The following is a 19089-nucleotide window of genomic DNA, read 5'->3' as shown; positions in this document are numbered from 1 at the left end:
CAAGGCCGATCGAACCTGGACCCCCGCAAAGCCCTGATCATCACGGATACTCTAGAACGGATCGGCCGGCTGCGGGGCTTCGACGACCGGATCGGCCTCGGGCTCGACCTTGGCCTTGCGGCGGGTGCGCGGGCGCTTGACGGGCGCGGCGGCCTCGGCGGGCGCCGGGGGCTCGGCAGGAGCGACCGCGGGTTCGACCACCGGCGCCTCAGGGGCCTGAGCCTCGGCGCGCGGCGCGTCAGGGACAGGCGCCACGGGGACAGGCGCCACCGGCTCCACCGGCGCGAAACTCGGCGCGGCCGGGGTCTCGACGCGGCGCGCATTGCCCTCGGGCGTCTCGATCGGCCCGCCGAAATCATCGGAATCCTCGGGCTCGATCATGACGAGACCGGAAGCGACCGGCGACGGCTGCTCGCCCCGCGGCTGGTGTTGCTGCGGCTGCGCTTGCGGCTGACGGGCGGCGTCGCGCTGGAAGTCGGGCGCGTCGTCGTCGCGCTGGGACTCGTCACGGTTCAGGTTGGAGTTGAACCGCTGCTCGCCCTGCTCGCGCTGTGCCTCGCCGAGGAGGCGGCTGTAATGCTCTGAATGCTGCAGATAATTCTCGGCGACCACCCGGTCGCCGGACACCTGCGCGTCGCGGGCCAGCGCCTGATACTTGTCGATGATCTGCTGCGGCGTGCCGCGCACCTTGCCATCGGGCCCGGCGCTCTCGAAGACGCGGTTGATGATATTACCCATGGTGCGCCGCGGGTTGTTGTTGTTGCCCCCGCCGCCATTACCATGATTGCTGTTCCCGGACTTGTTCCGGGAGCGTGACTTGTTCGATGGTCTCATACTTCGGAGTTTCCGCCGTTCCTGGCTGAAGGGGCGTCCCGAGCACCAAGTGGCGCTGCCATGACAACCCGGATGCAACGTTGCATTAGCGTATCCCGGGTGCGCCTCAGGGGCTGAATTCGATCAACCAGCGGGATGAAACCATCCTATACGGGCGAAATCCGAAAAGACAAGTGAAAACGCCGCTCAGCCGAGCGCCAGAACCCGCGGGCGCCCGTCGAGATCGGGAAGGAGCCCGCGGGGTCCGAGGCCCGCGGCCTCGAACACCGCCCCTACCTCCGGTCCCTGCCCCTCGCCGAACTCGAAAAACGCCCGGCCGCCGGGGGCGACAAGCCGTCCGAGGTCCGCGACGATGCGCCGATAGGCTTCGAGCCCGGTCTCGCCCGGCGTCAGCGCGGCCCGCGGCTCCCAGTCGCGCACGTCGGGTTCGAGGGTCGCCACCGCGGCGGCCGGAATATAGGGCGGATTGCACACGACGAGATCGAAGGTGTCATCGATGCCGTTCGTCCAGTCCGCCAGCCGGAACGCCGCGCGCTCCGCCACCGTGTGGCGTTCGGCGTTGCGCGCCGCGACCGCCAGCGCGGCGGCGCTCGCATCGGTGCCAAGCCCGCGCGCATCCGGCCATTCGGCGAGCAGCGTGACGAGCAACGCGCCGCTTCCGGTTCCGAGGTCGAGCACACGGCCGGCAGGGCGCCCGTCGAGCGCGGCGGCGATGATCGTCTCGGTCTCCGGCCGCGGGTCGAGCACATCGCCGGTCACCTCGAACATGCGCCCCCAGAACGCGCGCCGCCCGAGGATCTGCGCCACCGGCCGGCGCCGGGCGCGCTCGGCGACCAGCGCCTCGAAGGCTGGCGCCGCGGGGCCGAGCGGATCACGGGCCCGGGGCGTCAGCGCGCCGGGCTCGATGCCCAGCGCCTCGGCCATCAGCAGGCGGGCATCGCGCACCGGATCGGCCACGCCAGCCGCCGCCAGACGGGCCGAGGCGGCGGTCAGCGCGGCCTGCACGGTCCCCATCACGCGTCGAGATCGGCCAGCCGGCTGGCCTGATCGGCGGCGACCAGCGCGTCGATAACCTCGCCGAGGTCGCCCTGCATCACCTGATCGAGCTTGTAGAGCGTCAGGCCGACGCGGTGGTCGGTCAGGCGGCCCTGCGGGAAATTGTAGGTCCGGATCCGCTCCGACCGATCCCCCGAGCCGACCTGGCCCTTGCGGCTGGCGGCGCGGGCATCGTCGAGCTTCTGGCGCTCCAGATCGTAGAGCCGGGCGCGCAGCACCTGCATCGCCCGCGCGCGGTTCTGATGCTGGGATTTCTCCGACGACGTGACGACGATCCCGGTGGGAAGGTGGGTGACGCGCACGGCGGAATCGGTGGTGTTCACGTGCTGGCCGCCGGCGCCGGAGGAGCGGTAAGTGTCGACGCGGATGTCGGTCGTGGGGATGTCGATATCGACCTCCTCCGCCTCGGGCAGCACGGCGACGGTGGCGGCGGAGGTGTGGACGCGACCGCCGCTTTCCGTCACCGGCACGCGCTGGACCCGGTGCACACCCGATTCGAACTTGAGCTGAGCGAAGACCCCGACGCCGCTGACTTCGGCGATCAGCTCCTTCAGCCCGCCGAGCTCGGTCGCGGTCTCCTCGACCACGTCCCAGCGCCAGCCGCGCGCCTCGGCCAGCCGCTGGTACATGCGGGCGAGATCGGCGGCGAACAGCGCGGCCTCGTCGCCACCGGTGCCCGCGCGGATCTCGACGATCGCGGACCGGGCATCGGCGGCGTCCTTCGGCAGCAGCGCGAGCCGGACCGCGTGCTCGGCCGCGGGCAGCGCGGCCTTGATCCTCGCAAGCTCCTCCGCCGCCAGATCCTTCATCTCGGGATCGGCCAGCAGGCGCCTGGCTTCCTCCTGCTCGCGGATCAGGGCGCGATAGACGTCGATCTCGGCGACGACGGGTCTCAGCTCGGCATATTCGCGGGAGAGCGCCACAAGGTCGCCAAGCGACTCGCCGGCGCTGAGCTTCGCCTCGAGGAACTCGAAGCGGCCGCGGATCTGGTCGAGCTTGTCTAGGGGGATCATCTGTCGCGTCGTCTGCCTGGAACGATCATCAAACCGGGCGGACTGCCCCGTCAGTCAAGAGAATCGCGGAATTCAAGAGCCGGAGCGCACGAGCCACGCCCTGCCGGATCGGACCGCGCTCCGCAGGCGCCTCGTGCGCGAGACGGCGCGGAACCGCAAGACAAATCGTCTGATACGCGCGCCGCGCCTATCCCCGGAACCTCGAAATTCCCGCGTTCCCTGTTCGGGAAGGTGGTCGCCGCGCCAGTCGCGGGATAGCTGACTGGCCCGCGGGCGACGCGGCGCGCGCTCCCCGGACCATCGGCGGTTTCGACTTACTGGTCGAGATCCATCAGGATGATGCGATACTGACCGTCGATCTTGAAATCGTACTGGCCGGCCGCGCAGGTCGCGTCGTTGATCTCGAAGCGGTTGTCGGTCTCCTTGTTCACCTCCTCGAAGGTGCAGCCGAGCGGTGCGACCGCGGCCTGGAGGCTCTTCAGTTCCTCCGCGCTCGGCGCAATCTCCTCTTCCGCGTATGCAAGGCCGAACGATCCGAGAAGAACCGCCGCCGCGACGCCGGCGAACAGCTTGCTGGACATTAGCCACCCCTTTTTTTGCTGAGTTCCGGCCGCATGATAGGCCCGGCGGAATGGAGGTTCAACGCGCGACACCTGGACCGTCGCCGCGGCGCGGCGGACTACTCGGCGGCTTGGGGACTCGCCGCTTGCTCGGCTTCCAGCTCGGCGGCGCGGGTTTCTACGAGCTCGACGATATGGTCGATCATGCGGTCGTTGCCGAGCTTGTGGTGCTGCTTGCCGGCCATGTAGACCATGCCCGAGCCAGCGCCGCCGCCGGTGAAGCCGAGGTCGGTCATCAGCGCCTCGCCCGGTCCGTTCACCACGCAGCCGATGATCGACAGCGACATCGGCGTCTTGATATGTTCCAGCCGCTTTTCAAGCGCTTCCACCGTCTTGATCACGTCGAATCCCTGCCGCGCGCAAGACGGGCAGGAGATGATGTTGACGCCGCGATGCCGCAGACCGAGCGACTTCAGAATCTCGAAGCCCATCTTCACTTCCTCGACCGGATCGGCCGAGAGGCTGACGCGCAGGGTGTCGCCGATGCCCATCCACAGCAGGTTGCCCATGCCGATCGCGGATTTCACCGTGCCGGACATCAGACCACCGGCCTCGGTGATGCCGAGATGGATCGGCGCGTCGGTCGCCTCGGCCAGCGCCTGGTAGGCGGCGGCGGCGAGGAACACGTCCGACGCCTTCACACTGATCTTGTATTCGAAGAAATCGTTGTCCTCGAGAATGCGGATATGGTCGAGCCCGCTCTCGACCATCGCCTCCGGGCAGGGCTCACCGTATTTCTCCAGCAGATGCTTCTCGAGGCTGCCGGCATTGACGCCGATCCGCATCGAGCAGCCATTGTCGCGCGCGGCCTTGATCACCTCGCGCACCCGCTCCGGGCTGCCGATATTGCCGGGATTGATCCGCAGGCAGGCGGCCCCGGCCTCGGCGGCCTCGATGCCGCGGCGATAGTGGAAATGGATGTCGGCGACGATCGGCACCGGGCTCTCGCGCACGATCTCGCGCAGCGCGGCGGTCGAGGCCTCGTCCGGGCAGGAGACGCGCACGATATCGGCGCCTGCCTCGGCGCAGCGCAGGATCTGGTCGATCGTCGCCCCGGCATCGTGGGTCAGCGTGTTGGTCATGGTCTGCACGCTGATCGGCGCGCCACCACCGACGGCGACGGAGCCGACATGGATCTGGCGCGAGGTCCGCCGGTCGATGTTGCGCCACGGACGGATCGGATTGTGCGACATGGAAGACTGCTACTCGGGAACGCGTTCGACCCCGACCATAGTCGAGCCGCCAGAGAATGTCACGACGCGCCCGGGCCTGCGGGGTGGTGATGACGGAAGGCGGCCCGCGACAGCCTGCCATCACTTCGCAATCTCGACTTCGGCGATATCGTGATGAGCATACCGATCACGATATCAAGGCCGAGGAGAAATCCGGACCTCTCGCGCTTTCGGATCGTTTCCTCCGGGCGCGCGACCGCCGCGATCCGCCGCCTGGCAGCTCGACAAGACACGGCCGCGAATCGGCGAAAACGCGCGCCGCGCCACCTGGCGCCGCGCGCTACTGGATGACCGGCGTAGCCGCCTTTGGCGCGAAGGCCTGCGAAATGACCTCGGGAATCTCCGAGACCACGTCATAGCGGTCGGCGATCGCCTGCGGCGCCAGCACCACGCCGCGTGCCGCCTTGGTGCCGTTGCCGAGCGGGCCGTGCAGCTCGCTCCCGACCTTCACATAGACCGAGCCCGAATTGCCGGCCCAGATCAGCGGCGCGCCGACGCCTTCGGGCGGAGAATAGGTCTCGCCCTTCTCGAGAATGCGCTCGAAGATGATGGTGCCGTTCTCGAGATAGACGCGGACCCATGCCGCGCGCTCGGCGACGACGACGAGCTTCGCGGCCGGATCGACCGTCTGACGCATCCCCGCGGCGGTGGACTCGGCCGCCGCGCCGTCGATCCCCGACGCGGGGATGGAGGCGGCGACCGTGGAGAGGATGGCTTCGGCGCGGGTATCGCCCGGCGCGACGGCCGGCACCAGGGCCGGCGGCGAAGGCGTCCGGTTGACGAGCAGGCCCATGCGGTCGGGGTCAATCGCCGCGATCGGTCCGTCGCGCGGCACGAGAATCTTCACCTCGGCCTCCTGGTGCCGATAGAGATCGGCGAGCGCGGTGGCGGCGACGGGGCTCGAGAGATCCGTGAGCGCCGGCTCGGCCAGCGGCGTGGCGGAGGGCGGCGTGATGGTCTCGACCTCGGCGACGGCGATCGGCAGTTCATCGACCGGCGCGAACTGCACGCGCTGGATATTGCGCAGCACCGTCCAGCCGCCATAGCCGAGCCCGGCGACGAGCCCGATCAGCACCAGCACCGAGCCGATGGCGGCGACCGGAACCCGGGGCAGCGCGAAGCCGACCGAACGGGTCAGCGGGAAATCGGGAAAGCCGCCCGCCGGCGCCACGATCGGCGTGCCCTTCGCCCCACGCGGCGACTTCGGCTTCGTCTGACCGAAGGTCAGCGGCGCGGCGACATAGCCGCTGTCGTGGCAGAAGCGGCGGAAGACTTCTTCCGGATCGAGATTGAGATAGCGGGAATAGGACCGCACGTAACCGGGGATTACGCCCTGGTTCGGAAAGGCCGTGATGTCCGCGTCCTCGATCGCCGAGATGAACGCCGCCTTGATCCGCAGGTCGCGCTGCACATCGAGCAGCGACTTGCCGAGCGTCGCGCGCTCGCCCCGCAGGACGTCGCCGATCGCGTATTCATACCCGCCCTGCGCCCCGGCGGAGGGATTGTCTGTCTTGTTACCCATGGATCCGCCCGGCGACCCTTTCAACTCGCTATCTGCCCCTGGCGCCTTCGTGCGAATCAGTATCCGCCACGCGCCTTGTTTTCCGAAATGCTATCATGATCATAAGCGTTTGGGCAGCGGGGAGGATCATTTCGCAAGCCAAGGTTGCCGAAACAGCGCGGCGTCTGGCTCAACTCTGGCGCGATCCAACCCACGGATGCTCTCCCGCTCAGTAAATATACCGAATCTGGTCGCTCCAGTAGCGTTCCATCCGGCGCAAGGTGGCGTTCATATCCGTCAGGCGGACATTGCCGAGCACCTCGCGGCTGAGGATCCCGTCGGCGTGGCGCTGGAACAGTTCGGCGATGATGGCCCGGATGCCGCGACCCTTCTCGGTCAGCCGCACCCGCACCGCGCGACGATCAACGTCGCATTTCTGATGATGCATATAGCCGTATTCAACCAGCTTCTTCAGATTGTAGGAAACGTTCGAGCCTTGGTAGTAGCCTCGGGTCTTCAGTTCCCCGGCCGTGACCTCGTTGTCGCCCACGTTGAAGAGCAACAGCGCCTGAACCGAATTAATGTCAATGATTCCAAGTCGTTCAAACTCGTCCTTCACGACATCGAGCAGAAGGCGATGCAGCCGTTCGACCATCGAGAGCGTTTCGAGATACGCGCCCAGGAAGTCATCGTCCTCGGCGGAAACCGAGGCAGGCGCAACCTTTGCGTGCATACTCATTGTGCTTCTCCGCATGTTCGCTACCGGCCGAACACTCGGACAAATTCTTATACAAGTCGTTAAGTCGAAAAGACTGGCGCCGCCGCTCAGCGGAGGCCGTGAAACGCGCGTATGCGCTCGACAATTCCGCCATGCCGTTCCGGCATCGCCGCGACGCCGCTGACCCAGCCGTAAAGATCGTGGTCGTTCTCGGCGAGCAGAGCGTCATAGGCGTCGAGCGCCGCGATTTCCAGTTCCGGGAGGCGCGCGTCGGCGAAGGGCCCGAGGATCAGGTCCATTTCCTTGGTGCCGCGCCGCCAGCTGCGGATACCAAGCCGCTTCAGGCGGTTCTCGTGTGTCTCGGTGATGACTGTCTCGGTCATGGGGGCCTCTTCCCGCGGGTCCCTCGCTTGCACGGCACCCGGCGGCAGCCTATGACACCGGCGCGCGAATGGAAACGCGGAACGAGACGCGGAGGCGGCGATCATGAGCTTTCTGGCGGCGGCGCTCGGGCGGATCAGGCCCTCCCCCACGATCGCGATCACCGCTCAGGCGCGCGAGCTCAAGGCCGCGGGCCGCGACATCATCTCGCTCAGCGCCGGCGAGCCGGACTTCGATACGCCGGAGAATATCCGCGTGGCGGCCAAGGCGGCGATCGACCGCGGCGAGACGCGATATACCTCGCCCGAAGGCATTCCCGAACTGCGCCGGGCGATCGCCGACAAGTTCCGGCGCGAGAACGGCCTCGATTACGCGCCGGATCAGGTCATGGTCTCCACCGGCGGCAAGCAGGTGCTCTACAACGCGCTGGTCGCGACGCTGAATCCCGGCGACGAGGTGATCATTCCCGCGCCCTACTGGGTGAGCTATCCCGACATGGTCCTGCTCGCCGGCGGCGTGCCGGTGGTGGTGACGGGCACGCTGGAGAACGGCTTCAAGATCAAACCCGAGGCTCTGGCGGCGGCGATCACGCCGCGCAGCAAGTGGCTGATCTTCAATTCGCCCTCGAATCCCAGCGGCGCCGGCTATTCCCGGGACGAGCTCAAGGGCCTGACCGACGTCCTGATGGCCCATCCCCATGTCTGGGTGATGAGCGATGACATGTACGAGCATATCGCCTATCCGCCTTTCGTCTTCCGCACCCCCGCCGAGATCGAGCCCGGGCTCCACGAGCGGACGCTGACGGTGAACGGCGTCTCCAAGGCCTATGCGATGACAGGTTGGCGCATCGGCTACGCCGCAGGGCCAAAGCCGCTGATCAAGGCGATGACCACGATCCAGAGCCAGTCGACCTCCAACGCCTGCTCGATCAGCCAGTGGGCGGCGGTCGAGGCGCTGACCGGACCGCAGGACTACATTCCATGGTCGCGCGCCGCTTTCCTGCGCCGGCGGGACCTGGTGGTCGGCCTGCTGAACGCCTGCCCCGGGATCACCTGCCCGACGCCGGAGGGGGCATTCTATGTCTATCCCTCGATCGCCGGCCTGATCGGCAAGCGGACGCCCGACGGCGCGGTGATCGCGACCGACAGCGACTTCGCCGCGGCCCTGCTCGCGGCCGAAGGCGTCGCGGTGGTGTTCGGCGCGGCCTTCGGGCTCAGTCCGAACTTCCGCGTTTCCTATGCCGCCGCCGACGCCCAGCTGGTCGAAGCCTGCGCCCGCATAGCGCGCTTCTGCGCCACCTTGAGTTGAGCCACGCCTGAACAGCCAAAACTTGGGACCGGCGCCGGCGACGTCTTCACTTGGTTGTCGATCTGCACTATATTCCGGCACCTAACCGGGGCGCTGCTCCGGTTTTTTGTCGGATCAACGATCAAAAGGATGCAACGGCCATAGCCCGCAGACCCCACAATGCCCCGCCGACACGCGACACCGGACCCCGGGTCAACGACCGCGTGCGTGCCCCGGAGATTCGCCTGATCGGCGCCGAAGGCGAAAACATCGGCCTGATCACGCCGGAAAAGGCGATGCTGCTCGCAGAGCAGGCCGGTCTCGATCTGGTCGAGATCTCGCCCAACGCCGAGCCGCCGGTCTGCAAGATCATGGATTTCGGCAAATACAAATACGAAACCCAGAAAAAGGAATCCGAGGCGCGCAAGAAACAGCACGTCATCGAGATCAAGGAAATCAAATTCCGCCCCAATACCGACACGCATGACTATGAAGTCAAGATGCGCTCGGTGTACAAGTTCCTCGAGGGTGGCGACAAGGTCAAGGTCACGCTTCGCTTCCGGGGCCGCGAGATGGCGCATCTCGAGCTCGGCCGCAAGCTGCTCGAGAGGGTGGCCGAGGATGTGACGCAATTCGGCAAGATCGAGGCCATCCCCCGTCTGGAAGGCCGCCAGATGGTGATGATGATCAACCCGACCCGCCATTGAAATCCCGCGCGCCCTAGGAAATCGGGGCGTGTGACAACGCCCCGGGCGCGACGGCCCGGACCGGCCCGCGCCGGATTGACCCGGGAGTTCGGAAAATGCCTCGCCAGTTTCGTTCGGTGGGCGCCGGGGCGGCGGCCGGGCGATGACTTTTGCCGACTCCGCGCCCGTCGGCTTCGTGCCGAAGCTGCTGCGTCACTGGCAGGCGCTGTTCCTGCTCGCCTGGCCGGTGGTGCTCAGCCGCGCCGGTATCCTGATCATGACGCTGGTCGGGGTCATGATGGTGGGCCAGCACGACACCTTCGAGCTTGCCAAGTTGTCCCTCGGTTCGGCGGTGTTTTTTCCTCTGCTCGTCACCGGCGTCGGCTGCATGGTCGGCGTGATCTCGTCAGCCTCGCGCGAGATGGGGTCGCGAGACCCCGACCTGCCAGCCATCGCCCTTCGCGGCCTGCGCTGGTCCGTGGTGGTCGGCGGCGTCGCAACGCTGCTCGTCTTCGGATCGGAGACCCTGCTCTTCGCCATCGGGCACGAGCCGGCGCTGGCCTCCGGCGCGGGATCGGTCGCGCGGATGCTGGCACCCGGCGCGCTCTTTCAGATCGTCTTCGTCGCCGGGAGTTTCTATCTTGAGGGAACGGCGCGGACCAAGCCCGGGCTCGTCGTCATGATCGCCGCCAATGTGGTGAATTTCCTGCTTTGCCGGCTGTTGATCGGTGGCGGTTTCGGCCTGCCGGCGATGGGTGCCGAGGGCGCGGCGCTCGCCGGCACCATCGCGCGCTTCCTGATGGCCGCGGGGCTGCTGGTCTGGCTGCTGCGGCTGCCCGAGTTCGATCCGTGGCGCGGCCGGTTCTTCGGCTTCTGGGGACCGGGCGGGCGGATCGCGGGCGCCGAGATGCGGCGCATCGGCTTCGCCGGCGGCGCCGCCTATTTCTTCGAGACGGTCGCCTTCGCCTCGCTGTCGCAGGCGGCCGGTCTGCTCGGCACCGGCGCCCTCACCGCCTACAGCATCCTGCACAATGTCGAATCAACGGTGTTCATGGTGGCACTCGGCCTGTCCGTGGCAACCTCGGTACAAGTCGGGCGGGCCGCGGGCAGGGGCGACGCGGCCGAGGCGATCTTCTCGGGCCTCGCCGGGCTCGCGGCCACGGTGGTGGTGATCGGCGCCATCGGCCTTGGCCTCCTCGCCATCGCGCCGAGCGTCGTCGGTTTCTACAGCTCGGACCCCGCGCTCATCACCCGCGCCGCGCCACTGATCGCCATCCTGGCCGTCACCATGGTGTTCGACGCGGGGCAGGTCGTGCTCGGACAGGCGAACCGGGCGATGGGCGATTCCTGGGGCACCACCCTCGCCTTCTTCCTCGCCTTCTTCTGCGTGATGATTCCGGTCAGCCTGATCCTCGCCTTCCGCACGCCGCTGGCCGAGGCCGGGCTTTTCTTCGGCACCGGCATCGGCTGCGCGACGGCGGTGGTCCTGCTCGGCTACCGGTTCCGCCTGCTCGTCTCGCGGCTCGGCTGATGGCGAAAAAGAGCCGCGCCGCGAGCTTTGTCGCATGGCTGCCGCAGGCGGCGCTCCTCGGCCTCGCGCGCGCCCTGCCCGTCCGCCCGCGCCTCGCGCTCGCGAGCTGGCTGACGCGGACCGTCGTCACGGCGGTCCCTTCGCTCCGCGCACGGGTCGAGGGCAATCTGCGGCTGATCTTCCCCGATATGGACGCGGTCGAACGGCGCCGCGTCCGCGACGGCATGGCCGACAGTTTCGGCCGTACCATGATCGAGGTGATGACCCGCCGCGACTTCCAGCGCCGCCACGACTGGACCGGCCCGACCGGCCCGGGTTGGGAGGCGCTCCGGGCGGCGCGGGCGGCGGGCAAGGGCGCTTTTCTCGTCTCCGGCCATTTCGGCCAGTGGGAGGCGGTACGCGCCGCGCTGATGGCCGAGGGGATCGAGGCCGGCGCCATGATCCGGCCGGTGAAGAACCCCTATCTCGATCGCGACTATCTCGCCTGCGTCGAGGCGGGCGGCAAGCCGGTGGTCGGCCGCGATGGCGGCGGCTTGCGCGAGCTGATACGGCATGTCCGGGACGGCGGGGTGATGGCGGTACTGCTCGACCAGTATACCAAGCGCGGGGTCGAGATCGACTTTCTTGGCCAGCCGGCGCCGTCGGGCACCATGATCGCCGACCTCGCCCGCAAATACGACCTGCCGATGATCCCGGTCTATGGCACGCGGGCGCCCGACGGGCTGCGTGTCATCGTCGAGTTCGAGGCGGCGATCCCGCCCGGCACGGCCGAGGAAATGACGCAAGCCGCGGCGAACAGCCTCGCCACCCGCGTCCGTGCCACGCCAGAGCAGTATTTCTGGCTGCATCGGCGGTGGGTGAAGACGTTCTGACCGCCCGCGAGCGGTCAGTGCAGATCGTGGCCATAGATGAACTTCGGCATGCTCCAGCCGTGGCGCAGCGCCAGCAGACGAAGCGTCAGGCCGCAGACCATCGCCGCGATCAGCGCGAAGTCGGACGGCATGGCGGTCTGGCGACCCGCGAGATAGACCGCCGAGGTGAGCACCGAAACCGTGGCATAGAGCTCCGCCCGGAACAGAAGCGGAATCTCGGCGCAGAGCACGTCGCGCAGGACACCGCCGGCGCAGCCCGTGACGAGGCCCGCCGCGACCACCACGATGACCGGCAACCCGAGACCGAGGGCGATGTCGCAGCCGATCACCGTGAAGAGCACGAGACCCACGGCGTCGAGGAACAGGAAGACGCGCCGCAAGCGGTGCACGAAGCGCGCCATCGCGATCGTGGCGAGCGCGGCGCCGCCCGCGACGACGAGATAATGCGGATGGGCGACCCAGGACAGCGGATGATGGTCCAGCAACAGGTCGCGGACCGTCCCGCCCCCGAGGGCCGTCACGCAGCCGAGCAGGCAGACCCCGGCCCAGTCCATGCTGCGCCGTCCGGCGACCAGCGCCGCCGTCATGGCCTCCACGATGATCGCGACATGGTAGAGAACATCCAGAAGCTCCCTGGTGGCGTACGTCATGGTGACCTCCGTTGGCGAACGACGGTCGCGAGCCTAGCCGACCTCCGACTTCCCCGACATCAGTGGAGTTGCGTCGGCGACCCGGCGACCCGAATCCGCGCTCGCTCGACCCCGCGGGGCGCGTCAGGATCAGGGGAGTTTGGCGGCGTTCAGGATCTGGCCCTGGGAGGCTTCCTGGACGATGACGGCGAGCGGTCCCTTGCCAACGTCCTCGATGCTGAGCTCGGTCGCGGTAGCGCCGTCCCAGCGGCCAACGACCTGCCAGTTGGTCACGACGTTGGTGTAGGTGATCGACTTGCCGGCGTTCTCACCCCCCTCGATCAGCACCTCGTCGGTCGGGGTGAATTCCACCACCTGCACATCGGCCGGGCCGATGCCGAGGACCCGCGGCGCAAGTTCCACCTTCAATACATCGCCGTCGCGCGAGATGCCGAGATCGACCGGCGCGGGCTGCGAGCGATGCTCGGCGATGCGGTCGAAGATCGTCGCCGCGTCGCGGCCGACCACCATCTCCTCGCCCTGCACGATCATCTGCGGCGTGAACAGCGTCCGCTGGCGCAGCGCGCGGGCATAGGTCTTCTGCCTCTTGGTATAGGCCTTGTCGCCGAAGGTATCCTTCCAGCCGAAATAGTCCCAGTAGTCGACATGCAGCGCCAGCGCGATCACCCCGTCGATCTGGGAGAGCTCCGTCAGCAGTTCGTCGGCGGGCGGGCAGGAGGAGCAGCCCTGGCTGGTGAAGAGCTCGAGCACCACCGGGCTCTGCGCCTCCGCGCCGCGGGGGACCAGGAGAATCGACAGTGACAGAACGATCGGCGACAGAACGATCGGGGCGATATTCATCTCGGTCCTCGGGGCGGCGTGGGCCACAGATAAGGCCAAGCCCAAGCACGATGCGAGTCAAGCATTCGAGAGCGCGCGCATTCGGAGGCCGCGCGCGCGGCGCCTTGGGATCGGCCGCTCAGGCGACCTTGGCGAGGTTGCGCAGCACGTACTGCAGCACGCCGCCATGCTCGACATATTCGATCTCGATCGCCGTATCGATCCGGCATTTCAGGTCGATCGTCTTCACCGTGCCGTCGCCGTACTTGATCACGCAGGGCACGATCGACAGCGGCTTCAGATCGCCGGCGAGGCCCGAGATCGCGATCTCCTCGTCGCCCTTGAGGCCGAGCGACTTGCGGTTCACGCCGCCGGTGAACTCGAACGGAATGACGCCCATACCGACGAGGTTCGAGCGGTGGATGCGCTCGAAGCTCTCGGCGATCACCGCCTTGACGCCGAGGAGCGCGGTGCCCTTCGCCGCCCAATCCCGCGACGAGCCGGCGCCATATTCGACGCCGCCGAAGATGACGAGCGGCACGCCCGCGGCCTGATAGGCCATCGAGGCATCGAAGATCGAGGTCTGCTCGCCATCCGGCCCGAGAGTATAGCCACCCTCCACACCATCCAGCATCTCGTTCCTGATGCGGATATTGGCGAAGGTGCCGCGCATCATGATTTCATGGTTGCCGCGCCGCGAGCCGTAGCTGTTGAAGTCCCGAGTCGCGATCTGGCGATCGGTCAGGTACTTGCCGGCCGGCGTGGTCGCCTTGAACGAGCCGGCCGGCGAGATGTGGTCGGTCGTCACCATGTCGCCGAGCAGCGCCAGGACGCGCGCGCCGGAGATGTCGGAAATGACGCCCGGTTCCTTGGCCATGTTCTGGAAGTAGGGCGGATTCTGGATGTAGGTCGAGGTCGGCGGCCAGTTGTAGGTCTCGCTGTCGACGGTCTCGACCGCCTGCCACTTGTCGTCGCCCTTGAAGACGTCGGCGTACTTCGACTGGAAGGCCTCGCGCGTCACCGTGCGCTCGACGAGCTCGGCCACCTCCTCGTTGGTCGGCCAGATGTCGGCGAGAAAGACGTCCTTGCCGTCCGGGGTCTGGGCCAGCGGCTCGGTGGTCAGGTCGATGTTGACGTCGCCGGCCAGCGCGTAGGCGACGACCAGCGGCGGCGAGGCGAGATAGTTCGCCCGCACGTCGGGTGAGATCCGGCCCTCGAAGTTGCGGTTGCCGGAGAGGACGGCGGTCGCCACGAGGTCGTTCTCGGCGATCGCCTTGGAAATGGCAGGATCGCCGAGCGGCCCGGAATTGCCGATGCAGGTGGTGCAGCCGTAGCCGGCGAGGTTGAAGCCGATGGCGTCGAGATCCTCCTGGAGGTTCGCCGCCTCGAGGTACTCGGAGACGACCTGCGAGCCGGGGGCGAGCGAGGTCTTGACCCAGGGCTTGCGGGTGATGCCGAGGGCGCGGGCCTTGCGGGCGACGAGGCCGGCGCCGATCATCACGTAGGGGTTCGAGGTGTTGGTGCAGGAGGTGATGGCCGCGATCACCACCGATCCGTCGCGGATGGTGTAGTCCTCGCCCTCGACCTTCGCGGTCCTGCGCACGTCGGCCGGCGCGGCGATCACGCCGCCGCCCTCGCCCTGCATCTCCTGCGCGCCGGCGCTCTTGTCGAGGCCGCGATAGTCGGAAACCGTGTTGTAGAAGGCCTGCGCCGCATTGTTGAGCGGCGTATAATCCTGCGGCCGCTTCGGCCCGGAGATCGCCGGGACGATCTCGCCCATGTCGAGGCTCAGGGTGTCGGTATAGACCGGCTCGTAGTCCGCCCCGCGCCACATGCCGTTCGCCTTGGCATAGGCCTCGACCAGCGCGATCCGGTCCTCGTCGCGGCCGGTGTTGCGCAGGTAGCGCAGCGTCTCGCCGTCGATCGGGAAGAAGCCGCAGGTGGCGCCGTACTCGGGCGCCATGTTGGCGATCGTCGCGCGGTCGGCGAGCGGCAGGTGGTCGAGGCCCTCGCCGTAGAACTCCACGAACTTGTTCACCACGCCCTTCTTGCGCAGCATCGCGACGACCTTGAGCACGAGGTCGGTCGCCGTCGTGCCCTCGACCATCTTGCCGCTCAGCTTGAAGCCGATGACCTCGGGGATCAGCATCGAGACCGGCTGGCCGAGCATCGCCGCCTCCGCCTCGATGCCGCCGACGCCCCAGCCGAGCACGGCCATGCCGTTGACCATCGTCGTGTGGCTGTCGGTGCCGACCAGCGTATCCGGGTAGGCGACGAGCGCGCCGGACGGATCGGTGTCGGTCCACACCGTCTGCGCGAGGTATTCGAGGTTCACCTGATGACAGATGCCGGTGCCCGGCGGGACCACCCGGAAGTTGTCGAAGGCGTTCTGGCCCCATTTCAGGAACTGGTAGCGCTCGATGTTGCGTTCATACTCGAGATCGACGTTGAGCTGGAAGGCTCGCGGCGTCCCGAACTCGTCGATCATCACCGAGTGGTCGATCACGAGGTCGACGGGGTTGAGCGGGTTGATCTTCTGCGCGTCGCCGCCGAGCGCCTTGATGCCGTCGCGCATCGCGGCGAGATCGACGACGGCCGGCACGCCGGTGAAATCCTGCATCAGCACGCGCGCCGGGCGATAGGCGATCTCGCGCGGGTTCCTGCCGCCGAGCACCGCCCATTCCGAGAAGGCCTTGATGTCCTCGACGCTGACCGTCTTCACGTCCTCGAAGCGCAGCATGTTCTCGAGAACCACTTTGAGAGAAGCCGGCAACTTCTTGAAATCGCCCAGTCCGGCCGCTTCCGCCGCCGCGATCGAGTAATAGGCGTAGGTCTTTTCTCCAACCTTGAGGGACCGGCGTGTCTTGGCGGTGTCAGTTCCAACAAAAACAGTCATCGGACCTCCGGGCGAGTGCTGGGACGGAATGAGCTGACACTTGATATGGAGCATGTTCTCGCACCTCGCAAGGGTCGCGACCGCGAACGGAGTACAGTGGTATACACAAGATCTTGATGCCCTGAGCCGAGCGCGTTTCACCCTCGATTTCGGTCGGCCTTCCCCCATGGCCGCGGTTCGGCTAAAGCGCGACCATGGGCCTGACCGTCTCCGACCTCTCGTGCCTGCGTGCCGGACGACCGGTGCTGCGCGGCCTTGGCTTCACGGTCGGGGACGGCGCCGCGCTGCTGCTCCGGGGGCCGAACGGCGCGGGAAAATCGACGCTGCTCCGGGCGCTCGCCGGGCTGCTGGCACCGGCGGCGGGGACGGTGACGCTCGACGATGTCACACTGGCCGATGACCCCGACGCCTATGCCGAGCGGCTGGCCTATGCCGGCCATCTCGACGCGATCAAGGCATCGCTGACGGTGGCCGAGAACCTGCGGTTCTGGGCGGCCCTGTCCGGTGGCGGCGCCATCGACGGGGCGCTCGCCGCCTTCGGGCTCGAGGCGATCGCGGACCAGCCGGCGCATGTCTGCTCGGCCGGCCAGAAACGGCGGCTGGGGCTCGCGCGGCTGCTTGTCGCACGGCGGCGGCTCTGGCTGCTCGACGAACCGACGGTCTCGCTCGACAGGGGCGCGGTCGCGCGCTTCGCCGATGTGGTGCGCGCGCATCTCGCCGGTGGCGGCCTCGCGATCATCGCGACGCATGTGGAACTGGGGCTCGGGCCGACGCCCGCGCTGGAACTGACCGCGCCCACCGCGACCCGCGCCGCCGGAGCGGACCCTTTCCTCACGGGGAACTGGTGAGCGTCGCCGGCGCCGTGCTCGCGCGCGAGCTGCGGCTCGCGCTGCGTTCCGGCGGCGGGGCCGGGCTCGGCCTCGCCTTCTTCCTGATGGTCGGGCTGCTGGTACCGCTCGGGATCGGGCCGGAGCCCGGGCGTCTGGCGCCGGTGGCGCCGGGGACGCTGTGGATCGGCGCGCTGCTCGCCAGCCTGCTGTCGCTCGACCGGCTGTTCCAGGCGGATTTCGAGGACGGCTCGCTCGATATCCTCGCCCTGTCGCCGCTGCCGCTCGAAGCGCTGGTGGCGCTGAAGGCGTTGGCGCACTGGCTGACCACCGGACTGCCGCTGACCGTGGTGGCACCCCTGCTCGCGCTGGCGCTGCAACTGCCGGCGCCGGCCTATCCCTGGCTGGTGGCGAGCCTCGCGATCGGCACGCCGGCGCTGAGCTTTCTGGGCGCGATCGGCGCCGCCCTGACCGTCGGCGTGCGCCGGGGCGGGCTTCTGCTGTCGCTTCTGGTGCTACCGCTCTGCATCCCGACGCTGATCTTCGGCGCCCGCGCCGTGATCGCCGCCGGCGAGCGCGACGCCTGGAGCGCGCTGACCCTGCTCGGCGGGCTGACGCTGTTCATCCTGGCTCTCGGCCCCTACGCCGCCGCCGCCGCCCTGCGGATCGCATTGCGATGAATCCCACGCGTGGATGCTGGGTCACGCTTTTGACAACCAACGACGATGTCGCCGCGTTTGCGCGCTTCCCGATCAATCCGCATCATATCCCGCGGCTGCGAAGTAGTTGGCGCATTCCTGTGGAGTGGAGATATCGACGAGGCGCCCGACGGTTTTCCGGAGCCCGTCGGCGCTTCGCTCCGCCGCCTTGCGCGGCAGGGGCTTCAGCTTTGCAAAGGCGATCTCGATCGGATTGAAATCGGGCCTGTAGGGCGGGAGAAACCCGAGCCGCGCTTGTGGCTGGAAAGGCTGTCCATGATCACCGTATCGCCGGGCCGAAGGGTGGGCGCGAGGATCGGCGCGACACGGGCTTTGAGCCATCGAGCCTCTGGTCCCGCTCCGCCTCGAAGACCGCCATCACCTCCGCGTGTCGTGCCTCGGCGGCTCAACCCCGCATCGACCGCCGACAATGCCCGCGCTCTCCAGTCCATCGACAGAGGGTTTACCCATCTTCTCATCCCGATCCGCACCGGCGACGGGAATCAGACAACCTCACTCAAGGAAACCCCAGACGATTCCGAACGGGCGGGAAGCGCTCCAACGCGAAGCGCGGCCAAGATTTGTGACCTGCCCCCGTCGGATTCAAACACCAGTTGATCATTGGACGCTTGGGTTGCATTGCTGGGCTTCGCCCGCCTTCTCCCCGATGATCAGGACCGAAATCAGACTTACCAGCGCCACGAATACAAGCCTCAATACCAGACTCACGTCAAGCATACCAAAATCTCATTCGAGAAAATGGCGGAACAATTCGACCAGTTTTAACTGTATTCGACACCAGAATTTCGATAACACCCGTGACGGGACTGGTTGAGGCGCCCACAAAATGTTGTTGTGCGCATTGCCATGGTCGCGACCCGGGCGGCCTTGCGGGCGCGATCCGTCATGTCCTAGACATGCGCCATGTCGCTCTGGAGATACGCCAATCCGTCCGAATTCATGCGTCTCTCCGGCGCGGTCATGCCCTGGTGCTGGGCATTGACCGGCCTGACGCTCGGGGTCGGACTGGTCTGGGGTTTCTTCCTGACGCCCGATGATTATCAGCAGGGGGCGACGGTCAAGGTCCTGTTCATCCACGTGCCGGCCGCGCTGATCGCCATCAACGCCTGGCTGATGATGCTGATCGCCTCGCTGATCTGGTTCATCCGGCGCCACCATGTCTCCGCCCTCGCCGCCCGCGCCGCCGGCCCGGTCGGGGCGACGATGACCGTCGTAGCACTGCTGACCGGGGCGATCTGGGGCGAGCCGATGTGGGGAACCTGGTGGGCCTGGGATCCGCGGCTGACCTCGTTCTTCATCCTCTTCTTGTTCTATCTCGGCTATATCGCGCTCTGGGAGGCGATCGACGAGCCGGACAAGGCGGCCGATCTGGCGGCGGTGCTTTGCATGGTCGGCTCGGTCTTCGCGCTCCTGTCGCGTTACGCGGTGTTCTTCTGGAGCCAGGGGC

18 protein-coding genes and 1 pseudogene are annotated in these 19089 nt (G+C 67.5%); 7 read left to right on the top strand and 12 right to left on the bottom strand.

Annotation, left to right across the window (positions count from 1 at the left end; all coding sequences use genetic code 11):
- Positions 1-51: 51 nt before the first annotated feature.
- The 8 genes from Q0480_RS17075 to Q0480_RS17040 all read right to left on the bottom strand — a co-directional run bounded on the left by Q0480_RS17075 (position 52) and on the right by Q0480_RS17040 (position 7357).
- Complete coding sequence (locus tag Q0480_RS17075) at positions 52-834, bottom strand: DUF4167 domain-containing protein (RefSeq protein WP_299134779.1); 783 nt, start codon at positions 832-834, stop codon at positions 52-54.
- Positions 835-1020: 186 nt separating this feature from the next.
- Positions 1021-1839, bottom strand: a complete 819-nt coding sequence (gene prmC / locus Q0480_RS17070) for a peptide chain release factor N(5)-glutamine methyltransferase (RefSeq protein ID WP_299134782.1) — start codon at positions 1837-1839, stop codon at positions 1021-1023.
- A gap of 8 nt (positions 1840-1847) precedes the next feature.
- A complete protein-coding gene (gene prfA, locus Q0480_RS17065; RefSeq protein ID WP_299134776.1) occupies positions 1848-2903 on the bottom strand; it encodes a peptide chain release factor 1 in 1056 nt (351 codons plus the stop codon).
- 314 nt (positions 2904-3217) lie between these two features.
- Positions 3218-3484: a hypothetical protein gene (locus Q0480_RS17060; protein ID WP_299134773.1), complete on the bottom strand. Its 267-nt coding sequence runs from the start codon at positions 3482-3484 to the stop codon at positions 3218-3220.
- 98 nt (positions 3485-3582) lie between these two features.
- A complete protein-coding gene (gene ispG, locus Q0480_RS17055) occupies positions 3583-4716 on the bottom strand; it encodes a flavodoxin-dependent (E)-4-hydroxy-3-methylbut-2-enyl-diphosphate synthase (protein ID WP_299134771.1) in 1134 nt (377 codons plus the stop codon).
- A 319-nt stretch (positions 4717-5035) separates the two neighbouring features.
- Complete coding sequence (locus tag Q0480_RS17050) at positions 5036-6277, bottom strand: RodZ domain-containing protein (protein WP_299134770.1); 1242 nt, start codon at positions 6275-6277, stop codon at positions 5036-5038.
- 208 nt (positions 6278-6485) lie between these two features.
- Positions 6486-6995: a winged helix DNA-binding protein gene (locus tag Q0480_RS17045; RefSeq protein ID WP_299134768.1), complete on the bottom strand. Its 510-nt coding sequence runs from the start codon at positions 6993-6995 to the stop codon at positions 6486-6488.
- A gap of 86 nt (positions 6996-7081) precedes the next feature.
- Positions 7082-7357: a succinate dehydrogenase assembly factor 2 gene (locus Q0480_RS17040; RefSeq protein ID WP_299134766.1), complete on the bottom strand. Its 276-nt coding sequence runs from the start codon at positions 7355-7357 to the stop codon at positions 7082-7084.
- A gap of 103 nt (positions 7358-7460) precedes the next feature.
- On the opposite strand from Q0480_RS17040, the gene Q0480_RS17035 reads away from it, so the two are divergent.
- From Q0480_RS17035 to Q0480_RS17020, 4 genes are all read left to right on the top strand, one after another.
- The gene (locus Q0480_RS17035) at positions 7461-8663 is read left to right on the top strand and encodes a pyridoxal phosphate-dependent aminotransferase (RefSeq protein WP_299134764.1); all 1203 of its coding nucleotides are present in this window, start codon (positions 7461-7463) and stop codon (positions 8661-8663) included.
- A 140-nt stretch (positions 8664-8803) separates the two neighbouring features.
- Positions 8804-9349 (top strand): translation initiation factor IF-3, encoded by a 546-nt coding sequence (gene infC, locus Q0480_RS17030; protein WP_350459902.1) that lies wholly within the window; start codon positions 8804-8806, stop codon positions 9347-9349.
- A 142-nt stretch (positions 9350-9491) separates the two neighbouring features.
- A complete protein-coding gene (locus tag Q0480_RS17025) occupies positions 9492-10859 on the top strand; it encodes an MATE family efflux transporter (protein WP_299134761.1) in 1368 nt (455 codons plus the stop codon).
- Positions 10859-11731, top strand: coding sequence for a lysophospholipid acyltransferase family protein (locus tag Q0480_RS17020; protein ID WP_299134760.1), 873 nt, complete (start codon positions 10859-10861; stop codon positions 11729-11731). The genes Q0480_RS17025 and Q0480_RS17020 overlap by 1 nt, the downstream gene beginning before the upstream one ends.
- A gap of 14 nt (positions 11732-11745) precedes the next feature.
- On the opposite strand, the gene Q0480_RS17015 is transcribed toward Q0480_RS17020, so the two are convergent.
- The 3 genes from Q0480_RS17015 to acnA all read right to left on the bottom strand — a co-directional run bounded on the left by Q0480_RS17015 (position 11746) and on the right by acnA (position 16096).
- Positions 11746-12381, bottom strand: coding sequence for a trimeric intracellular cation channel family protein (locus Q0480_RS17015; protein ID WP_299134758.1), 636 nt, complete (start codon positions 12379-12381; stop codon positions 11746-11748).
- 129 nt (positions 12382-12510) lie between these two features.
- Positions 12511-13221, bottom strand: coding sequence for a thioredoxin family protein (locus Q0480_RS17010; protein ID WP_299134757.1), 711 nt, complete (start codon positions 13219-13221; stop codon positions 12511-12513).
- Positions 13222-13339: 118 nt separating this feature from the next.
- Positions 13340-16096, bottom strand: a complete 2757-nt coding sequence (acnA, locus tag Q0480_RS17005) for an aconitate hydratase AcnA (protein ID WP_299134753.1) — start codon at positions 16094-16096, stop codon at positions 13340-13342.
- 194 nt (positions 16097-16290) lie between these two features.
- On the opposite strand from acnA, the gene ccmA reads away from it, so the two are divergent.
- Positions 16291-16944 (top strand): heme ABC exporter ATP-binding protein CcmA, encoded by a 654-nt coding sequence (ccmA, locus tag Q0480_RS17000; protein WP_299134750.1) that lies wholly within the window; start codon positions 16291-16293, stop codon positions 16942-16944.
- Positions 16941-17603: a heme exporter protein CcmB gene (gene ccmB, locus Q0480_RS16995; RefSeq protein ID WP_299134749.1), complete on the top strand. Its 663-nt coding sequence runs from the start codon at positions 16941-16943 to the stop codon at positions 17601-17603. The genes ccmA and ccmB overlap by 4 nt, the downstream gene beginning before the upstream one ends.
- Positions 17604-17675: 72 nt before the next feature.
- Here ccmB and Q0480_RS16990 read toward each other — a convergent pair.
- Positions 17676-17938 (bottom strand): annotated as a pseudogene (locus Q0480_RS16990) (IS630 family transposase); the annotation flags it as partial.
- Between the two features lie 607 nt (positions 17939-18545).
- Here Q0480_RS16990 and ccmC point away from each other — a divergent pair.
- On the top strand, positions 18546-19089 hold a 544-nt coding region (ccmC, locus tag Q0480_RS16985; protein ID WP_299134748.1), incomplete at its 3' end, for a heme ABC transporter permease CcmC.

This window comes from uncultured Amaricoccus sp., from assembly GCF_937891315.1.
GTDB lineage: Bacteria > Pseudomonadota > Alphaproteobacteria > Rhodobacterales > Rhodobacteraceae > Amaricoccus.
The sequence above is the reverse complement of the archived record's forward strand: the minus strand, read 5'-3'. Positions and strand labels throughout refer to the sequence as shown.

What these genes read in the sequence shown, in the direction of transcription:
- Q0480_RS17015 (WP_299134758.1), bottom strand. Translation starts at nt 12,381, where the DNA reads ATGACGTACGCCACCAGGGAGCTTCTGGATGTTCTCTACCATGTCGCG.
- Q0480_RS17020 (WP_299134760.1), top strand. Translation starts at nt 10,859, where the DNA reads ATGGCGAAAAAGAGCCGCGCCGCGAGCTTTGTCGCATGGCTGCCGCAG.
- Q0480_RS17035 (WP_299134764.1), top strand. Translation starts at nt 7,461, where the DNA reads ATGAGCTTTCTGGCGGCGGCGCTCGGGCGGATCAGGCCCTCCCCCACG.
- Q0480_RS17040 (WP_299134766.1), bottom strand. Translation starts at nt 7,357, where the DNA reads ATGACCGAGACAGTCATCACCGAGACACACGAGAACCGCCTGAAGCGG.
- Q0480_RS17050 (WP_299134770.1), bottom strand. Translation starts at nt 6,277, where the DNA reads ATGGGTAACAAGACAGACAATCCCTCCGCCGGGGCGCAGGGCGGGTAT.
- ccmA (WP_299134750.1), top strand. Translation starts at nt 16,291, where the DNA reads ATGGGCCTGACCGTCTCCGACCTCTCGTGCCTGCGTGCCGGACGACCG.
- Q0480_RS17060 (WP_299134773.1), bottom strand. Translation starts at nt 3,484, where the DNA reads ATGTCCAGCAAGCTGTTCGCCGGCGTCGCGGCGGCGGTTCTTCTCGGA.
- Q0480_RS17075 (WP_299134779.1), bottom strand. Translation starts at nt 834, where the DNA reads ATGAGACCATCGAACAAGTCACGCTCCCGGAACAAGTCCGGGAACAGC.
- prfA (WP_299134776.1), bottom strand. Translation starts at nt 2,903, where the DNA reads ATGATCCCCCTAGACAAGCTCGACCAGATCCGCGGCCGCTTCGAGTTC.
- Q0480_RS17025 (WP_299134761.1), top strand. Translation starts at nt 9,492, where the DNA reads ATGACTTTTGCCGACTCCGCGCCCGTCGGCTTCGTGCCGAAGCTGCTG.
- Q0480_RS17010 (WP_299134757.1), bottom strand. Translation starts at nt 13,221, where the DNA reads ATGAATATCGCCCCGATCGTTCTGTCGCCGATCGTTCTGTCACTGTCG.
- Q0480_RS17045 (WP_299134768.1), bottom strand. Translation starts at nt 6,995, where the DNA reads ATGAGTATGCACGCAAAGGTTGCGCCTGCCTCGGTTTCCGCCGAGGAC.
- acnA (WP_299134753.1), bottom strand. Translation starts at nt 16,096, where the DNA reads ATGACTGTTTTTGTTGGAACTGACACCGCCAAGACACGCCGGTCCCTC.
- ispG (WP_299134771.1), bottom strand. Translation starts at nt 4,716, where the DNA reads ATGTCGCACAATCCGATCCGTCCGTGGCGCAACATCGACCGGCGGACC.